Origin of the sequence: Butyrivibrio sp. VCB2001 (assembly GCF_000423965.1) — a bacterium.
In the GTDB taxonomy this organism is placed as follows: domain Bacteria; phylum Bacillota; class Clostridia; order Lachnospirales; family Lachnospiraceae; genus Butyrivibrio.
Genome location: NZ_KE384119.1, coordinates 35167 through 53578, shown reverse-complemented (window position 1 = coordinate 53578; position 18412 = coordinate 35167). Strand labels below are relative to the sequence as shown.

The 18412-nt window shown below is 39.2% G+C and carries 14 protein-coding genes; 12 read left to right on the top strand and 2 right to left on the bottom strand.

Annotation, left to right across the window (positions count from 1 at the left end):
• Nucleotides 1-151 precede the first annotated feature (151 nt).
• The 9 genes from G589_RS0117815 to G589_RS0117770 all read left to right on the top strand — a co-directional run bounded on the left by G589_RS0117815 (nucleotide 152) and on the right by G589_RS0117770 (nucleotide 11902).
• Nucleotides 152-1429, top strand: coding sequence for an MBOAT family O-acyltransferase (locus G589_RS0117815; RefSeq protein ID WP_196811909.1), 1278 nt, complete (start codon nucleotides 152-154; stop codon nucleotides 1427-1429).
• A 221-nt stretch (nucleotides 1430-1650) separates the two neighbouring features.
• Nucleotides 1651-2559: a hypothetical protein gene (locus G589_RS20640; protein ID WP_196811908.1), complete on the top strand. Its 909-nt coding sequence runs from the start codon at nucleotides 1651-1653 to the stop codon at nucleotides 2557-2559.
• Between the two features lie 46 nt (nucleotides 2560-2605).
• Entirely contained in the window at nucleotides 2606-3676 is a 1071-nt protein-coding gene (locus G589_RS0117805) for a GDP-mannose 4,6-dehydratase (protein ID WP_026523056.1), read from the top strand.
• A gap of 9 nt (nucleotides 3677-3685) precedes the next feature.
• Complete coding sequence (locus tag G589_RS0117800; protein ID WP_026523055.1) at nucleotides 3686-5224, top strand: DUF6056 family protein; 1539 nt, start codon at nucleotides 3686-3688, stop codon at nucleotides 5222-5224.
• Between the two features lie 30 nt (nucleotides 5225-5254).
• Nucleotides 5255-6781: a glycosyltransferase family 39 protein gene (locus G589_RS0117795; protein WP_026523054.1), complete on the top strand. Its 1527-nt coding sequence runs from the start codon at nucleotides 5255-5257 to the stop codon at nucleotides 6779-6781.
• Nucleotides 6750-8411: a hypothetical protein gene (locus G589_RS0117790; RefSeq protein ID WP_026523053.1), complete on the top strand. Its 1662-nt coding sequence runs from the start codon at nucleotides 6750-6752 to the stop codon at nucleotides 8409-8411. Before G589_RS0117795 ends, G589_RS0117790 begins: the two co-directional genes overlap by 32 nt.
• Nucleotides 8412-8437: 26 nt before the next feature.
• Nucleotides 8438-9457: a radical SAM/SPASM domain-containing protein gene (locus G589_RS0117785; protein WP_026523052.1), complete on the top strand. Its 1020-nt coding sequence runs from the start codon at nucleotides 8438-8440 to the stop codon at nucleotides 9455-9457.
• A 14-nt stretch (nucleotides 9458-9471) separates the two neighbouring features.
• Nucleotides 9472-10425, top strand: a complete 954-nt coding sequence (locus tag G589_RS0117780) for a glycosyltransferase family 2 protein (protein WP_035776607.1) — start codon at nucleotides 9472-9474, stop codon at nucleotides 10423-10425.
• A 169-nt stretch (nucleotides 10426-10594) separates the two neighbouring features.
• Complete coding sequence (locus G589_RS0117770) at nucleotides 10595-11902, top strand: ATP-binding protein (protein WP_026523050.1); 1308 nt, start codon at nucleotides 10595-10597, stop codon at nucleotides 11900-11902.
• Nucleotides 11903-11930: 28 nt separating this feature from the next.
• Here G589_RS0117770 and G589_RS0117765 read toward each other — a convergent pair whose 3' ends face one another.
• On the bottom strand, nucleotides 11931-13514 hold the full coding sequence (locus G589_RS0117765; protein ID WP_196811907.1) for an ArnT family glycosyltransferase: 1584 nt from the start codon (nucleotides 13512-13514) through the stop codon (nucleotides 11931-11933).
• The gene (locus G589_RS0117760; RefSeq protein ID WP_026523048.1) at nucleotides 13504-14745 is read right to left on the bottom strand and encodes an SGNH/GDSL hydrolase family protein; all 1242 of its coding nucleotides are present in this window, start codon (nucleotides 14743-14745) and stop codon (nucleotides 13504-13506) included. Before G589_RS0117760 ends, G589_RS0117765 begins: the two co-directional genes overlap by 11 nt.
• A gap of 234 nt (nucleotides 14746-14979) precedes the next feature.
• Here G589_RS0117760 and G589_RS0117755 point away from each other — a divergent pair, with 234 nt between their 5' ends.
• The 3 genes from G589_RS0117755 (at nucleotide 14980) to G589_RS0117745 (ending at nucleotide 18404) form a co-directional block, all read left to right on the top strand.
• Nucleotides 14980-16566 (top strand): NAD(P)/FAD-dependent oxidoreductase, encoded by a 1587-nt coding sequence (locus tag G589_RS0117755; protein WP_026523047.1) that lies wholly within the window; start codon nucleotides 14980-14982, stop codon nucleotides 16564-16566.
• 67 nt (nucleotides 16567-16633) lie between these two features.
• Nucleotides 16634-17254 (top strand): uridine kinase, encoded by a 621-nt coding sequence (gene udk / locus G589_RS0117750; RefSeq protein WP_026523046.1) that lies wholly within the window; start codon nucleotides 16634-16636, stop codon nucleotides 17252-17254.
• Nucleotides 17255-17267: 13 nt separating this feature from the next.
• Complete coding sequence (locus G589_RS0117745; protein WP_026523045.1) at nucleotides 17268-18404, top strand: DUF6077 domain-containing protein; 1137 nt, start codon at nucleotides 17268-17270, stop codon at nucleotides 18402-18404.
• The last annotated feature ends 8 nt before the right edge of the window (nucleotides 18405-18412 follow it).

Genomic DNA, 18412 nt, shown 5'->3' with positions numbered 1-18412 from the left:
GTTTATACTGTTGTTATTTCCAATGACAGTAATTCTCTATTTTTTGTCAAATAAGATAAAGCCTGTGCTGGGGAAAATAGTACTTATTCTCGCCAGCATTGTTTTTTATTCTCTTGGAAGATGGGAAATGCTGATATTCTTGGCGGTAAGCATGGCAGTAAATTTTCTATCCGCCTGTCTGTTAAAGAGATTTTGTTTTAAGAGTAGGTTCATACTGGTAATACCTATTGTGATAAATGTAGGATTTTTGCTGTGGTTTAAGTACCTCAATTTTGTCATCTCAAATGTAAATATGTTTTTTGGCAGTTCTTTTCCGTTAAAGAGCATGATTCTTCCACTTGGGATTTCATTCTACACTTTCCAGCAGATAGCATACATTGTATCTGTGGGGAGAGGGGAGATAGATAAGCTTTCATTTCTTGATTATCTGGTTTATATATTGTTCTTCCCCAAACTGGTCATGGGGCCTATTGTTGATCCGATAGATTTTATAGCGCAGATAAATGATGATAGCAGGAAGAAGAGTAATGCTACCAATCTGGCTGTCGGTGCCAAGTTATTCAGCCTGGGACTTATGAAGAAGGTAATGCTGGCGGATACCTTTGCCAGAGGAGCAAACTGGATTTATAACAATTTACCTTCGGTAACAGCTGCAGATTGCATTTTACTGATTATATTTTATACTTTTGAGATTTATTTTGACTTTAGCGGATATAGCGACATGGCTGTTGGTGTAGCTTCGATGATCAATATTGATCTTCCGATGAATTTTGATTCGCCATACAAGGCTGTTTCAATAAGGGATTTCTGGAAGAGGTGGCATATTTCTCTAACTAAGTTTCTTACCAAGTATATCTATATTCCTCTTGGTGGTTCCAGAAAGGGAACTGCTTTTACTTATATAAACACAATGATTGTGTTCCTCATTAGTGGACTATGGCACGGAGCAAATTGGACATTTATTCTATGGGGATTGTTGCACGGGCTTCTGAGTTGCTTTGATAGGGCATTTGAGAAGGCTGAGGATAAAATATTCAAACCTGTCAGATGGCTTTTGACTATGATATGGGTCAGTGTTTTATGGCTTCTGTTCAGTGCAGAATCAGTTACACAGTGGCTGATGATCTTAAGAAAGGCTATATCTATACGCAGTCTTACCATCAGCGACGGACTTATTGATACCTTCAGCATAGTCGAGAGAACATTCATTTATGATATTTTGCACATGAGATCTTTATCAAACAGTATAAGGGGATTAAATATGCTGTTATTCATGCTGATTGCAGCTGTTGTATGTCTGATTCCTCAAAATAACTTCAGGAACAAAGAGAAATTTGGAGTATTTTCTATGATAGGAGCATCTGTCTGCTTTGTTTGGGGAGTTTTATGTCTTGGTAGTGAATCGGTATTTGTATATTTTGGATTTTGAGTGAGTAAAAGATGAAAGCAAGGACTTGGTTAATTGGCTGGATGATAATAGTCTTGTGTGGATTGGGATTTACGGGATTTCTTGTATATGAGGTTGATCCTTTTTTTCATTACCATGCGCCTGACACCGGCAGATATTACTATCAACTGAATAATCAGCGAAGTCAGAATGATGGCATTATCAGGAATTTTGATTATGATGCGATGATAATAGGAACTTCCATGATTGAGAACTTTAAGACCTCAGAAATGGATGAAATATTTGGGTGTAAATCTGTTAAAATCCCATTTATGGGGGCAACATTTAAGGAAATCAACGACAATGTAAGGACAGCGCTTTTTGTAAACCCGGATATAAAAATAGTGGTAAGAGGGCTGGATATTGGAAAGTTTGATCTGGAATCTGATGACATGAGGGATGACTTGGGAGATTATCCCACATATTTGTATGATAAAAATCCATTCAATGATGTCAAATATCTGTTTAACAGAGATGTGGTCTTTGGCCGTGTTTATCCAATGATTAAGGACCATTTTAATGGCTTCGCTCCCGGGATAACTTCTTTTGACGAATATTCAAGATGGCAGGATTTGTATCCTTTTGGAATCGGAGCTGTGCATCCGGAGCAGATTTTTACAACCTGGAACGGAGAGAGTGAGCACCTGAATGACGAAGATAAAGCTGTTATAGTGAAAAACATTACTGAAAATGTGGTGAGTATAGCAGAAGAGTATCCGGATGTTGATTTTTACTATTTCTACACACCCTACAGTGCAATTTGGTGGCTTGATCTTTATAACTCAGGTCGACTTGAAAGGCAGCTGGAAGCAGAAAAGCTGGTTACAGAATTAATACTACCACATGATAACATAAAGCTTTTTTCTCTTAATAACAGGACTGATATCACTACGGATATCAATAACTATGAAGATCCTGACCACTATGGAGAGTGGGTTAACAGTCTAATCCTTAGAAGTATGTATGATGGGAAATATCAGCTTACTAGGGAGAATTATGAGCAGTATATACAGGAAGAAAAGGACTTTTATTTAAACTTTGATTATGAGAGCTTAAATGGACAGGTAGACTATGAAGATGACTATCAAGCTGCTGAAGTCCTGATGGATTAGATGTATCATATAAAAGATGGTACAATACCTTGTGGAGAGGATGAATATGCTTGATAAAAATGTTGATTTAAACAAAAAGAGAATACTGGTGACCGGAGCAGCTGGATTTATTGGGGCTAATTTGGTGTGCGAGTTGGTTAAGAGATTCCCCGAGTGTAAAATCCTGGGAATCGACAATATGAACAACTACTACGATGTCTGGATCAAGGAATACAGACTGGATAGAATTGCCGAGGCTGTTCAGTATGGTGAGCAGTTTGAGCTTGTGCGTGGAAGCATCGCAGACAGGGATTTGATAGATAGAGTGTTTGCTGAGTTTCAGCCTGAAGTTGTGGTAAATCTCGCAGCGCAGGCAGGAGTCAGATATTCTATTGAGAATCCTGATACTTATATGGAATCTAACATGATCGGATTCTATAACATTCTGGAAGCATGCCGTCATTCCTATGATGATGGTAAAGCCGGAGTTCAGCATTTAGTATATGCTTCCAGCTCAAGCGTATATGGTTCGAATAAGAAGATTCCTTATAGTGTTGAGGACAAGGTTGATAATCCTGTATCGCTTTATGCGGCGACTAAGAAATCTAACGAGTTGATGGCTCACGCATATAGTAAGTTGTATGGAATTCCATCTACAGGACTCAGATTCTTTACCGTATATGGTCCTGCCGGACGTCCGGATATGGCTTACTTTGGATTCACCAATAAGCTGATAAAAGGTGAGACAATTAAGATTTTCAACTATGGTAACTGTAAGAGGGATTTCACTTTTGTAACAGATATCGTTGAGGGTATTATCAGTGTTATGCAGGTAGCACCAGCAGAAAATGAGAATGGTGCCAAGTACAAGGTTTACAACATTGGAAACAATGATCCTGTAAATCTGCTTGATTTTGTTGATATACTTCAGCAGGAACTTGTGGCAGCAGGAGTGCTTCCTGAGGATTATGACTTTGAATCACATAAGGAACTTGTTCCTATGCAGCCAGGAGATGTAGAAGCAACGTATGCTGATGTTACTGATCTCCAGGAGGACTTTGGATTTAAGCCGGATACGCCGTTAAGAGACGGGCTTAGAGCTTTTGCTAAGTGGTACAAGGAATACTACAGAGTTTGAGGTTGATTGATGTTTAGCTATAAACTGCCAAACTTTATCAAAAAAATAAATACGAAGAATTTATGCGTGGTTCTGACTTTCTTGTATGTGCTGAGCATCATTCCTATGCTGGTTATCGGAATATATAACTGGCCTTCTGTGGATGACTTCTCCATGGCGCTTCAGCCGCATCAGACTTTTGTTCAGACAGGTAACTTCTTCGCTACTGTTTGGAGTGCATTTACCAAGACTATTTATATTTACAATAACTGGGTTGGGTATTTCTTCTCGAGCTTTTTAACATGCCTTAGTCCTAGCATTTTCGGTGAGAGATGGAGTGCTCTAAATGCTGTTATAGTAATCGGAATGCTTACCTATGGTGTAATGTATTTCTTTGATGCACTCTTTCGCAGAGTATGGAAGATGGAAGGACATATGTCTTATGGTCTTTCAATGCTGACACTTCTCATGGTAGTGCAGTCAATGGAAAATGGTACTACAAGAGCTGAAGCTTTCTATTGGTGGAGCGGAGCCATAAATTATACATTTATGTTTGGACTCTCCCTTGCATGGATTGGAATGATATTCAGATTCATATATGAAACGGATAGATTCAGTACAAGACGGAGAGTACTGAGATTTGTATGGATATGTGTTCTGGGATTTCTTCTGGGCGGAAGCAATTATATGACTGCCCTTGTTATGGCAGTTTGTTCTGTTCTGGGCTTGTTCATTCTTCTGATGATTAAGCTTGGAAAGTTTGAGCTTAAGGGTAACGGAAATGTTAAGGGACTCTGGGTGCCTTTTGTGTGTCAGCTGATTGGACTTGTTGTTTCAGCTGTTGCTCCTGGCAACAAAATCAGAGGAACAGCAATTGGAAATATCAGCCCCATTAAAGTTGTGCTCAGGTCATACTACAGCATATTGGATGTCTGCGTAAACGATATGATGCGATGGGAAGTGCTTTTGACACTTGTAATAGTTGCGGTTATCGCATGGAAGATGGCAGAGGGCATGGAGTATGAACTGCATCATCCGGTTGTATTTGCATTCTTTTCATTTAGCATGATGGCTTGCTGCGTGGCACCTCCGCTTTATGCAGTTAGTAATGTTGATGCGCCAAGAATTAGATCCACTATGTGGATGCAGTTTCTGGTATTACTGGTACTGACCGTTGTGTATTATGCATGCTGGATCAGGCAGAATTTGCAGAAGACAGTTGCAGAAGAGAAAGACAGATTTTCTTTAAATTCTTCAACGTTACTGGCTGTGATAGTTCTTTTTATTACATTTGGATCTTTGCTGTCCATATTTGTAAATCCTCATTATTACTCGACAACTTCAGCAATGGTAGATTTAGTGAAAGGTAATGCAAAGCAGTATCTGACAGAGAAAGAAAACCGAATGGAAGTGTTTGAAGATGATTCAGTTAAGGATGTGGTATTTAAACCGCATACAGTAAGACCGGAACTTCTCTTTCAGAGTGATATGTATGAGGACGCAACATTATGGGAAAATACAATTGTGGCGACTTATTATAACAAGAACAGTGTAAGAGTTAGTAAGTAAATGTTGACAATTTGATTGAGAGGCCGGAGTGTGAAGAAGTTCAGAGATATTTTTAACTACATAATTGCACTTTGCCTATTTGTAGCTGCTGCTATAGTACTGTGTGTCAGCTCGGTGACAACTATATATTATGATATGGGATATGATGTTGATTGGCCACAGTATGGTAAGGAAAATATACCTCTCTTGATTATTATTGTAGTGGCTGTAATTAGTGTGTTTTTTCTTCTAAAAATAAAAGGCGTATTTGAACAGAAGTATAAAATGCTTGCAATAGGAGCATTACTTTTTGTTACAGCTTATTGCATGTTGTTAATACTTGGAATAAAACCGCAGGCTGTTAATGATTCCAAGATGCTGGATGATATTATCAATCAGTTTGTGGATGGAGATTTTACATCGTTGACAAAAAAAGGTGGATACCTTTTTATATGGCCATTTCAACTGGGCTATGTAGCCTTTGGTCAGTTTATGGCTAGCGTCTTTGGTAAGAGTAATTATTTTGCCTGGGATATGATGCAGCTACTTAGTATCCTGGTGACTATTTACCTGATATTTAAGCTAACCTGGGAGTTTTTTGAAGACAGGGAAATGTGTGGGATTGTGTCATTGTTATCTTGTGGTGCACTATTTTTCTATAATTACGTAACATACATTTATGGCGATATCTTAAGCATGGCACCACAGACATTAGCACTGTATATGATGGTGTTATATGTTAAGAGGGGACTTAAGCGTTATGGGGTTATATCGGCTATCAGTATAGCTGTAGCAATACTTATTAAGACTAACTGTGAAATAACGCTGATAGCTCTTTTGCTGATACTTTTCTTTAGTGCTTTTGACAAGAAGGTTATTCAGAACTGTGCTATTGCAATTGTGATGCTGGTGCTTGTATTTGGGGCAAAGGCAGCAGTGGATGCATACTTTTGTAACCTGACAGGTCTTGATCAGATTCCGGACGGTAGTCCATCTTGGTCTCATATAGCCATGGGGCTTCAAGAGAGTGATCTTGAGGATGGATGGTACAATGGATACAATTATAAGGTGTTTGGTGAGAATAACTATGATACTGAGGCAACTGCTGAAGCAGCTAAGGAAAACATAAGGCAGACGTTGCAATCTTTTGCAAATAGACCTCTTCATGGCGCGAGATTTCTGGTTAGAAAGTATGTGACACAATGGGCAGACAGTGTCTGTATTTCAACACATAATTTAGATCTGGTTAGCCGTCACGTGGAGAATCAGCCGGCTATTTGCCAGTATCTTGTATTTGGATCTCCTTATGGCTGCCCTGTACTTATCTGGGTTATGAATGTATTTATGCCTGTATGTTACATAGGTGTTATAATCTATTTGTTGGGTATACTAAGAGGTCGGAAGGCATCTGTATCTGAGATGCTACTTTTAGTTCTGATCTTCGGAGGGATGGTTTTCCATGAGTTTTGGGAAGGCTCTTCCAGATATATTATGAGATATTATATCTATTACCTGCCTTTTGGGGCATACGGATTGAAGGTGCTACTTGGATTTATTTGCAAACACGTCAAAAGGTAAATATGATTTAAGTGATGATTACAAGGATGGGCTTTTAAAGCCCTCTTTGTGGTGCGCTTTGTGCGCATTTGTTACTATGCTTATTTGCTCAAGAAGCTCTTTTCTGTATGTGTTTAATCTTTGGGATGATGCCAATAGCTATTTTACTGTTGGTAAATGTATTTTCAGAGGTTTCGTACCCTATAGAGATCTCTTTGATCAGAAGGGAATAATGCTGTATTTCATTTATGGTTTAGGTTCTCTTATATCAGCTACAACTTTCCGTGGCGTGTTCGTTATGGAGATAATTGCAGCATTCTTTTCACTTCTTGCAATTCTTAGAATATATCAGCTGTTTTTAGAACCCAGAACTTTCCCTTACATACTGACACCGATAACCGGTGCGGTTATTTACTCAAGTGCTAATTTCTACTGGGGTGGAAGTGCGGAGGAATTTCTTTTTCCATTTATCATGTGGGGGATGTATCAGTCTCTTAGGTATTTCAGAGAAGTTTATCCGAAGGTTATGCCCTATAAAGTGGTATTGGTAGGAGGCATACTTGCCGGATGCGTATTAAATATAAAGTTTAACTCATTAGGATTATTCTTTGCCTGGATGGCAATGGTCTTCTTTGCCGATCTGTTGGGAGAGAAGGCAATTGCAAAGGCGGTCATCAGTTGTTTCGTATTCCTTGGAGGAATGGGGATAGCAACACTGCCATGGGTGATTTACTTTGGAATACATGGTGCAATTGATGACTGGGTATATGTTTATATTTACAAGAATGTCTTTGAGTATTCCAAGAAACTGACATTTGGTGAGAGAATTGCGACGTTCTACGATATCATCAAGAACCATGTACTGAATAATTTCCCGGTATATTTACTGATTACTATTGGAATACTGTACTTTTTAGCATCGACTATATCGTCATTCATTCCTGATGATAGAAATTCTCTAAAGAGAAGAGACCGATTCTTTATCCATGTTGAAATATTTGAGCTGATAAACATGGGAATGCTTTTTGCATTTCTGATGATAGTGATATTTATCGGAGGAGTGAGCCTTCCATACTACTCATTTCCTATAAATGGGTTTGTAGTGTTTGGTTTTATTCCATTTTGTTATATAATAGAACGGTTCCTTAAGGGACGAATTGAGAAAAATACTCACGGTAGAAACTATGACGGAGCTATTTTGGACTCCGGTCTGGCCTTTGCGTTTAGTCTTGTATCATTCGCTGCAGCTGTTGTGGTTGTAATCTTCACATCCATGAATGTTAAGGTGATGAAACTCAAGGCAGAGGACTTGTGGTTATATCATTTCAAGGATTATATTGAAGCGTCCGGTGTTGAGGATCCTGGGATTATTCTTGAGTATACCTTCGATGTTGGACTGTATACAGTTCTTGATGTGGAGCCGATTTGTTATTACTTCCAGACGCAGACCTTGAATATGCAGGAAGTCTTTGATTATCAGAAGCAGTACGTCCATAACGGCGAGGCTGATTTTGTTGTAAGTGTCAATGGAGAGGCTGAGGGTCTTGGAGATAGATATGACTTTGTGATGAAAGAACGCTGCCAGTTCTATGATTTTGATCATACCTATTACCTCTATCAGAGGAATGATAATCCGGTAACGGGTGAGTAAGTTGTTTTATGAAGGAGAGAATTTAAATGCCAATCAGAGTTAACAGTTTCATGGGAAAGTTTGGATGGTTTGCAAGAAAGCATTTCCCAATGCTTGCAAGTAATGCTTATCTTAAGCTGCAGTTTGTTACAAGGAGTAAATCACAGAAGGCTTATTGCGACTACTTCCTTAATGCCAAGGAAGTGCCAATGCCTAATGTTGTAAATATTGAGACAATCAACAGATGTAACTCAACCTGTGCTTTCTGTACAGCTAATGTGCATGCAGAGAAGAGACCTCTTGCCAAGATTGATGATGATCTTTACAAGAGCATTATTGACCAGTTGGCAGATTGGGGATACAAGGGACATCTGACACTGTACGGAAATAATGAGCCGCTTCTTGATACCAAGATTGTGGAGAGACATAAGTATGCCAGGGAGAAGCTTCCTGACAGCTTTATCTTCATGTCAACAAACGGCCTTATCCTGACAATTGATAAGGTCAAGGAAGTTGCGCCCTATATCAATCAGCTTATTATCAACAACTATTCCATGGAGATGAAGCTTCATAAGAATCTCCAGGAGATTTACGATTATGTTAAAGCTCATCCTGATGAGTTTAAGGATCTTGATATACAGATTCAGATGAGATATCTTCAGGAAGTTCTTACTAACCGTGCAGGAAGTGCTCCTAACAAGCAGGAGACACAGAAGGTTATTAAGGAGACATGTCTCTTACCTTTCACAGATATGTGGATCATGCCTAATGGTAAGATGGGACTTTGCTGCTGTGACAACTTTGAGGTTACTGACCTGGGTGATCTTAATAAGATGACTCTTAAGGAAGCCTGGGGATCTGAGAAGTTCCAGGAGGTTAGAAGAAAGATTGCAGAAGGTCGTCAGAATTACCCATTCTGCAAGCACTGTGACTTTATTGATGCAGGATTCAGAATGCAGATAGTAAATGCTATTCTTCGCGGAGATCAGGACGCTGCCAACAAGCTCGGTGGTCATGAGAGAATGAAGATTGGAAATAAAAATAACGACGAAGATGGAATTAAATAAAAGCGGGGTACAACATGGATAAGATAGCGGTATTGATTCCATGCTATAACGAAGAAAAAACAATAGGGAAGGTAGTAAGGGATGCCAAGGCAGCTCTTCCTGATGCAACAGTATATGTGTATAACAACAACTCTAAGGACAGGACTGCTGAGATTGCAGCTGAGGCTGGAGCTGTAGTACGTAATGAATATATGCAGGGCAAGGGCAACGTTATAAGACGAATGTTCCGTGAGATAGATGCTCTTGTATATGTTATGGTTGACGGCGACGATACATATCCTATGGAGTCAGCTCCTGAGATGGTAGATCTGGTACTTAATCACAACTCTGATATGGTTGTGGGAGATAGACTTTCATCGACTTATTACCAAGAGAATAAGAGACCTTTCCATAACTTTGGAAACAATCTTGTACGTGGAAGTATCAACAAGCTCTTTGGTTGTAATGTCAGGGATATCATGACTGGATTCAGAGCATTCTCTTATGAGTTTGTTAAGACATTCCCTGTATTGTCCAAGGGCTTTGAGATTGAGACAGAGATGACTATCCATGCAGTCTATAACAATATGCAGATTGACAACGTAGTAATTGATTACAGAGATAGACCTGAAGGATCAGTTAGTAAGCTCAACACCTATGCTGACGGATTTAAGGTACTTAAGACTATTGCAAGATTGTATCGCAGTTATAAGCCATTTGGTTTCTTCAGCATAATTGCTGCTGTGCTTGCCCTCATTTCTATTATTTTCTTTATTCCGATTCTGCAGGAATATTGGGCAACACATCTGGTTCCAAGGATTCCAACGCTCATTGTTTGTTGCTTTGTAATGATGGCAGCTGTGCAGAGTATGTTTGCAGGGGTTATATTATCGACACTTGCTATAAACAATCGCAGAGAATTTGAGATGCAGCTCAATATGCTGCAGAGGCATAAAGAGACTGATTATGCCAAAGATGGTGAACAGTGACCAGAGGTATAAATTTACAATCCTCAGAAACAAAGTGTTTCTGAGGATTTTTTATAACATTTTGATAATCGTTAAAAATGTAGAATTCTACATCTTTGTTGATTATGAAAAAATGAAATGATAAGATGTAATTGATAAAAATGTAGAATTCTACAATTTAGGAGATTATATGATAAAACGAGATAAATATCTAAATCAACTGATTAATGCTAAAAATAATGGATTTCCGAAGGTAATAACAGGTGTGAGAAGATGTGGGAAATCATTTCTTCTTAAAGAAATCTATAGAGAATACTTGCTTTCGGAGGATGTTCCAGAGAGTAGGATAATTGTCTTGGAATTAGATGATGATAAAAATAGTAAGTATCGTGATCCTTTAGAACTAGGAGCTTATATAAGGGGAAAATGCAAAGGAAAAGATAATTATTATGTTTTTATAGATGAAATACAGAAGGTATATTCTATAATCAATCCTAATCTCACTGACGGAAAACATGTTTTAGCGAATGCTGATGATACTGAGGTAATATCATTCGTTGAGGTTGTTCTTGGACTATCAAGAGAAAAGAATATAGATTTATATGTGACAGGATCAAATTCCAAGATGTTGTCTTCAGACATAGTCACTGAATTTAGAGATAAGGCAACAAACATTAAGCTTTCACCGTTGTCATTTGAAGAATACTACGGATATGTCGGAGGTTCAGCGACAGAGGCAATATATTCGTATATGCAATTTGGTGGAATGCCATTGGCGGTACTAAAAAGTGACGAAGAACGAAAAGAATATCTAAAGAATTTGTTTACTACAACATACTTCGCTGATATTGTTGAAAGAAATCAGTTAAAAAAGGGAGAAGCGTTGGACGAACTATGTAATATTATTAGTTCTTCAACAGGTTCGCTACTTAACTCAGAGAAAATTGCCAATACGTTTGCAAGTGTTAGACATGAAAATATAGATAAACAGACAGTTGAAAACTATATTGGTTACTTTAAAGATGCTTTCCTTTTACGTGAGGCAAAACGGTACGACCTAAAGGGAAGAAAAGAAATAGGCGCACTTAGAAAGTATTATTTTATTGATACCGGATTACGAAATGCTCGTCTAAATTTTGCTTTTCCAGACGAGGGGCAAATGCTTGAAAACATTGTCTATAATGAGCTTTGTTATAATGGATATTCTGTTAATGTTGGGGCATTTGATACTGTAGAAAAAGATAAAAACGGAAAATCGGTTCGTAAGAATAATGAGGTTGATTTCTATGCGACTAAAGGTCTGCGATCTCTTTATATCCAGGTAACAGTCGATATTTCTAATGCGGATACACGAGAGAGAGAAATACGTCCTTATTTCAAGTTGAATGATCAAGTACAAAAGGTACTTGTTGTAAATAGGCCAATTAGCGAAGCACTGGATGAGAATGGATTCTTAATTATAGGAATTACGGAGTTTTTGTTAAGAACTATAAAATAGATATTATAGGATTGTAGATCAAAAATTTTTAATACATATCATTGCTGAAAACAATATATGAATCATCCCAAAGAATTACATGTCCTGCCAGGATGGGACTAAATTCATCCCATCTTCTCTTATCTATGAATAGTATCGCATCAGGATCATTTAAGAAGTCCTCGACAGTTCCGTCAACAGGAATCACATCAAGATACATCTCAGCAGGAGCTACATATTCAGGTTCCCAATGATCTTCCACAGATTCATCTACTCTGAAATAGCTAATAAGATAGGCATTAGCTCCTGAATATTCTTCTCCCCACTTTTCTTTAAATGCAATAGCTTCCTGAGTAAACTGGTCTACAGGATGACCTCCCATACCCGCCAGGTTTATGTCTGTTCTTATTGTTGGAATCATAAAAAACAAAGCCAATGCAACTGATAAAATGCCTACAATTATCTGCCCATAGAGCTTGCATGCGGAGGCTTTTGTTATACAAAACTCCGCCAGGCGAGCAGATAACATACACAAAGCAATTAGTGATGTGTAAATGTACCAGTCGTTGAAACCTTTTGAAACAGAGAAAAAAAGTACAGGAACTACTGCCCATATGGCAAAAAGATAGTTATCACTGAGGAATGCTTTTAAATTGTTTGCATCATCTATCTTGCCTTTTGTCTTTGTGAAAACAGATAGTAGAATCAAGATGACAACTAAGGCTGTAAAAATAATTGCGATATTGGATGTAAAGAAATCTTTTAGCGGGGATAGAACATTCTGGGTTCCATTGGATGCTCTGCCGACAACTTCCCCCAGAAAAAGGGCTTCAAACAGCTTTGCCCCATCAAATCTATATCTGTCTGCTATCCATATCACAGGGATAATTAATGCAAGTAGCACTGATATAATAGTCCTTTTAATTGTAAATGCACTTCTGATTCTAGGGATATACAACAGACCAATGATAAATATCAGAGCTGCATGAGGACCTTTGCACATAAATGCAAGGCCTAGCGATAAGCCATACAGATACATATAATTATGCTTTTTGCTCATTTTATAAAGGGAAATCATAGCCAGCACAAAGAATAGATTGAACAGGGCATCCATTTCCGCTGCTCTGTACATGTGATATGTGAACAGCACGGAGCAAGCCCCGAAATAAAGAGGGAAAAGTACCGCCGAGAAAAAGTTCTTTTCCGTAAAAAAGAATACGATTATGCTAATGCAGGTGATAAGGCCAAATACAGCTGATGGAAATCTTGCTGCAAATGCATTTACTCCGAACAGCTTATAGGAGAGAATCATACAATCCAGACAAAGTGGCGGTTTGGAATTGAAATAGTCAACAGCATTTCTGTATGTATTGACTATCCAATTGCCTTGCCTGAACATTTCATAGGCATTGGTAGCATGATAAGCCTCATCAGTTTGGATTAGGTGGCTTTTGCCCAAATTATGAAACAGCATATATGAGATCAATAGAACAAATGCAGTCATTATTGTGAGCCATACTATTTTACAGGTCCTATTCATAATGTGGTCAGCCCTTTCGATGCATAATAATAGCGGCGTGGAAGTAACCACGCCGCATCCACTATGAACATTATAGCATAAATTAGCCGCCATTTTGTTGCTGCTCTGCGTTATATGCATCAAGAGCTTCCTGAGAAGGCTGAGCCAGAGGAAACTCTCCTCTGATGTATTTTTCCCAAGACTCCGGATAATACGCTTTCATCCAGTCTTCATTATATCTGTAGTACTCTTCTGTATCGTATTCTGCTATCTTTATAAAGTCAGTATCAAGATAGGCAAAGGGCTCGTTGTGCTCTTCGAAATTGACATAGTGAGCAAAAATCCTCGAGAATATCTGGCGTCCTTTTAGTGTAAGGTGAAGATTATCCATAAGATATTCATTTGCTGTATCGAGGTAAAGATCTGTATGCTCCCTGAACATTGTGTCAATATAATAAGAGGTTGTGTCTTCTGCAACATTAACTACTTTTTTGGCATAATCTGAAAGTGTTCCGACACCGTTACTAACAATATAGGAGTCACCGATATATGTGCCATCATCTGAAACATAAATACCATAAAAAGGTGTGATGATCATAAATTTCGCATTTGGGCTTACAGATTTCAGTTCATTAATTCCCATGCACATTGCATTATATAATGCATGAGCTTTCTCACCATCTGAGGCATAGATTGAAGCGTCAAGAGGGGCGCCTTCGAAGAAGTCATTTGCTCCATACTCGATGAAGTAATAATCAACTGTTGCCGGGTCAATGGAATTCATGATGTTAAGAATGTTTTGCTGATTGGCAAGTACCTGGTTTCTGTCTGCTTTGCCGGTGTAGCAGTAGGTCATACCAAGAAAGCTCGTAGATTGAAGTTTATCAGGTGAAACATCTGATGTGGTGGCTTCAACTGTGGCGGTGGTTCCTCCAATTGCAAGGTTATAAGCAACTGAATTTGGAATCCTTGTTGTCATTATGTTGGGAATGTCCGAACCATCATTTCTGCCATTTGCTATCTGGCTGTCTCCAAAGAAGACCATTCTTACTATTTCGTCTTCGTTGGTGTCTGTGTTTTCTTCTGAGGTGGCTTCTGTAGCCTCTTCGGGTACATTTTCCTCATTGAGCGCCTCAAGAATGGGCTCAAACAGATTTTCTACGACTACGATTGACTGATCTGAAGAAGCTGCGTCATTAGTAGTTGCCTCAACAGATTCAGTGTTCTCTGTGTCACTCAGATATTCTGTCGGCTGAAGTGCCTCGTCTTTATTAAGTGAGCATCCTCCTAAAATAACAGAGATGGCCATGACTGATGATATTAGGATTTTGTATTTGTTTTTCATAATTTGTCTCCTCGTCTTTCCAAAAGCTATTTTATCACCTGTTTTTAATTTTGAAAGACTTTTGATGCAATCTTAAGAAAATCTGCTGTTAATCTTAAGAAAGTCTTAAGAAATTAACGAAATATAGCATATTATGAAGCGCGATATAGTTCTAGGCTTTGAGTTGAAGAAATAGCCTCATTAAGGTATACTTTAGTTATTGTTTGATTAGATTTTAACAGGAAGGTTGACGTTATGAAGAAAGCACTTGTAATAGGTGCAGGACCTGCGGGACTCACTGCAGCCTATGAGCTTTTAAAGAAATCCAAGGATTATGAAGTTGTAGTATTTGAAGAGACAGATAAGTTCGGTGGTATTTCCAGAACTGTTGAGTATAAGGGCAACAGAATGGATATGGGTGGCCACAGATTCTTTTCCAAGGTTCCCGAAGTTAATGAGTGGTGGGAGAACATGCTCCCTCAGCAGGGATCCGATGCTTACGACTACAAGATTCTCGGAACTCAGATACAGATGAATCAGGGAGGACCTGATCCTGAGAAGGAAGACAGGGTAATGCTGAAAAGGCATCGTGTATCCCGAATCCTTTTCGACTCCAAGTTTTATGATTATCCTATTTCACTTAAGCCTGAGACTTTCAAGAACTTCGGTTTCTTAACAACCATGAAGGTTGGATTCTCATACCTGGGATCCGTATTCCACAAGAGACCTGAGGATAATCTTGAGAACCTCTATATCAACAACTTTGGTAAGAAACTTTACTCTATGTTCTTTGAGTATTATACAGAGAACCTTTGGGGCAGACATCCATCAGAGATCGACGCTTCCTGGGGGAAGCAGAGAACAAAGGGATTATCAATCTTTGGTATCATCAGAGATTATCTCGGAAGAGTATTTAAGGTTAAGAACCGTAAGGTTAACACATCCCTTATTGAGGAGTTCAAATATCCTAAGCTTGGTCCCGGACAGCTCTGGGATGTAACAGCTGAGGAGATCAAGAAACTTGGCGGAACCATCATCATGAATGCCAAGGTTGTCAAGATCCGCAAGGAGGGCAACCATATCAAGGGCGTTACCTATCTTCAGGATGGACATGAGATTGAAATTGATGGCGATGTAGTTATCAGCTCAATGCCTGTTAAGGATCTTGTTGCAGGCATGAATGATGTTCCTGCAGATCCTGCAAGAATCGCAGCAGGACTTCCATATCGTGATTATATGACTCTTGGCGTTCTTGTTCCCAAGCTTAATCTTGAGAATAAGACAAACATCAAGACCATTGGAAATATCGTTCCTGATAACTGGGTATATGTTCAGGAGAGATCAGTCAAGATGGGACGTTTCCAGATCTACAATAACTGGTCACCATATCTTGTTAAGGACCTTGAGCATACAGTATGGGTTGGACTTGAGTACTTCTGCTTCGAAGGCGATTCAATGTGGACCATGACTGAGGAAGAGTTTGCCAAGATGGCAATCGGCGAGATGGTATCTCTTGGACTTATCAACAACGCCGGTGAAGTCATCGACTATCACATGGAGAAGGTTAAGAAGGCATATCCTGCTTACTTCGATACCTATGATGAGATGGACAAGCTCGTTGAGTATCTCAACACTATTGATAACCTGTACTGCGTAGGACGTAACGGTCAGCACAGATACAACAATATTGACCATTCAATGTGCACTTCCTTTGAAACTGTTAAGAACATCCTTGAAGGTGTTTCTGACAGAACCAATATCTGGAGTGTTAACACTGAGGAAGAGTATCATGAAACTGACGAATCCAAATCAGCAGAAGAGGATGAAGTTGAAATTGACTAAATATATAGGCGGCATTTTTTGCCGCCTTATGTTTTGATTATGAAAGATTTATTCAGGAGGCGATTATATGAGCGATAAGATTTGCATAGTTGGAATTGCAGGAGGAACAGCATCAGGCAAGACAACCATCGTAAGAAAGATAAAGGAGTCCTTTGGCGATGATATTGTTGTCATCAATCACGACTCCTACTACAAAGCTCACAATGACCTCTCCTATGAGGATAGAAGCAGACTTAACTACGATCATCCTGAGTCATTTGATACAGACCTTATGATCGAGGATGTTAAGAAACTTAAGAATAATCAGGAAATCGATATGCCTGTTTATGACTATACAATTCATAACAGATCTGATGCTACGGTTCATGTGGTGCCCAAGAAGGTTATTATCGTTGAGGGTATCTTGATCCTTGAGAGCAAAGAGCTTCGTGATCTTATGGATATCAAGGTGTTCGTTGATACCGATGCTGACGAGAGACTGATGAGAAGAATAAGACGTGACATGGTCGAGCGTGCAAGAAGTATAGAGTCAATTCTTAGTCAGTACAGAGAGACTGTTAAGCCCATGCATGAGCAGTTTGTTGAGCCCAGCAAGAAATATGCTGACATCATCATTCCTCGTGGTGGTGAGAACCTGACCGGTATCAACATTCTCCGTGAACATTTAAAGCTTATGATGGCTGACTGATAGGGGGATTTTTGTGGGAGTTGTTATTTCTGCTTTGCAGCTGATCCTGTGGCTGCTGGTGGTGCCCTTTTGTATAGGGCTACTTTTTAACTTCATATTGCCTGAGTTTAGAAGGACTGTGGGTATAACTTTTCTTCTTGGATATCTGATCTACATGGCTGTATTTGAGGTTATTGCCATAGCAAGTATGACCAGGGTTGTTTATAGTTCTTTTACCTACTGTAGAAGGACCTTTATTATAGCTGCATGTCTTTTGGCTGCATTTGGTATGGCGAGAAGTATCAGGATACTCAGAGAGGAAGAGGGGAAGTTCCTTGCTCTTTTCCCGGGGGAAGCCCATGCGGATATCAGGGATTTTCTAAATCCGAGGACAGACCCTAAGTCCTACAAGGTTGACTACACGCTTGAGAGTAGAGTTTACTGGGGAATCTTTATTGCTATCATGGCTTTTCAGATGATAATGAGCATTGTGATGGCGAGCTTCGATGGTGATGATGCTTATTATGTTGTTGAATCTTTATTGGCGCAACAGGCGGATGTAATGAACACAATCCTGCCATATACAGGAATGTCGACTTCACTGGATATAAGGCATGCATTGGCTGTTATAACCATGTGGATCGCTTTTGTCGCTAAGCTTAGTGGTATTCACGCAACCATTGTTTCTCACAGTATTATTCCGCTGTTCTTCATTCCTCTTGTTTATCTTGTTTATGTGGAGATCGGAAGGATCCTGTTCAGGAGCAGGCAACAGATAATACCTGTGTTTATGATCGTTGTTTCGCTTCTGTTGATGTTCGGAAATGTATCGATTTATGCGCCGGCAACGTTCTTTCTCATGAGAACATGGCAAGGCAAGGCACTGGTTTCGAACCTGGTGTTTCCAATGATCATCTGGCTGTTCCTGTGGATGTTTGAGAATTCGAAGATGGAAGAGAGAACGAGTTTCAGGCCTGCTTGGATAATGCTGGGACTGGTTAACATGTTATCCGGTGTGTGCAGTTCCTTGGGAGTAATTTTTGGAAGCGGTCTGATAGCTCTTTTGACATTGATTCTTCTTGTTGTGACTAAGAGATGGACTGTGATACTGGGAGCGTTCCTCTGCATCATTCCTAATATTATTTACCTTGGAGTTTATTTCTCTTTCTGATCGAGGAT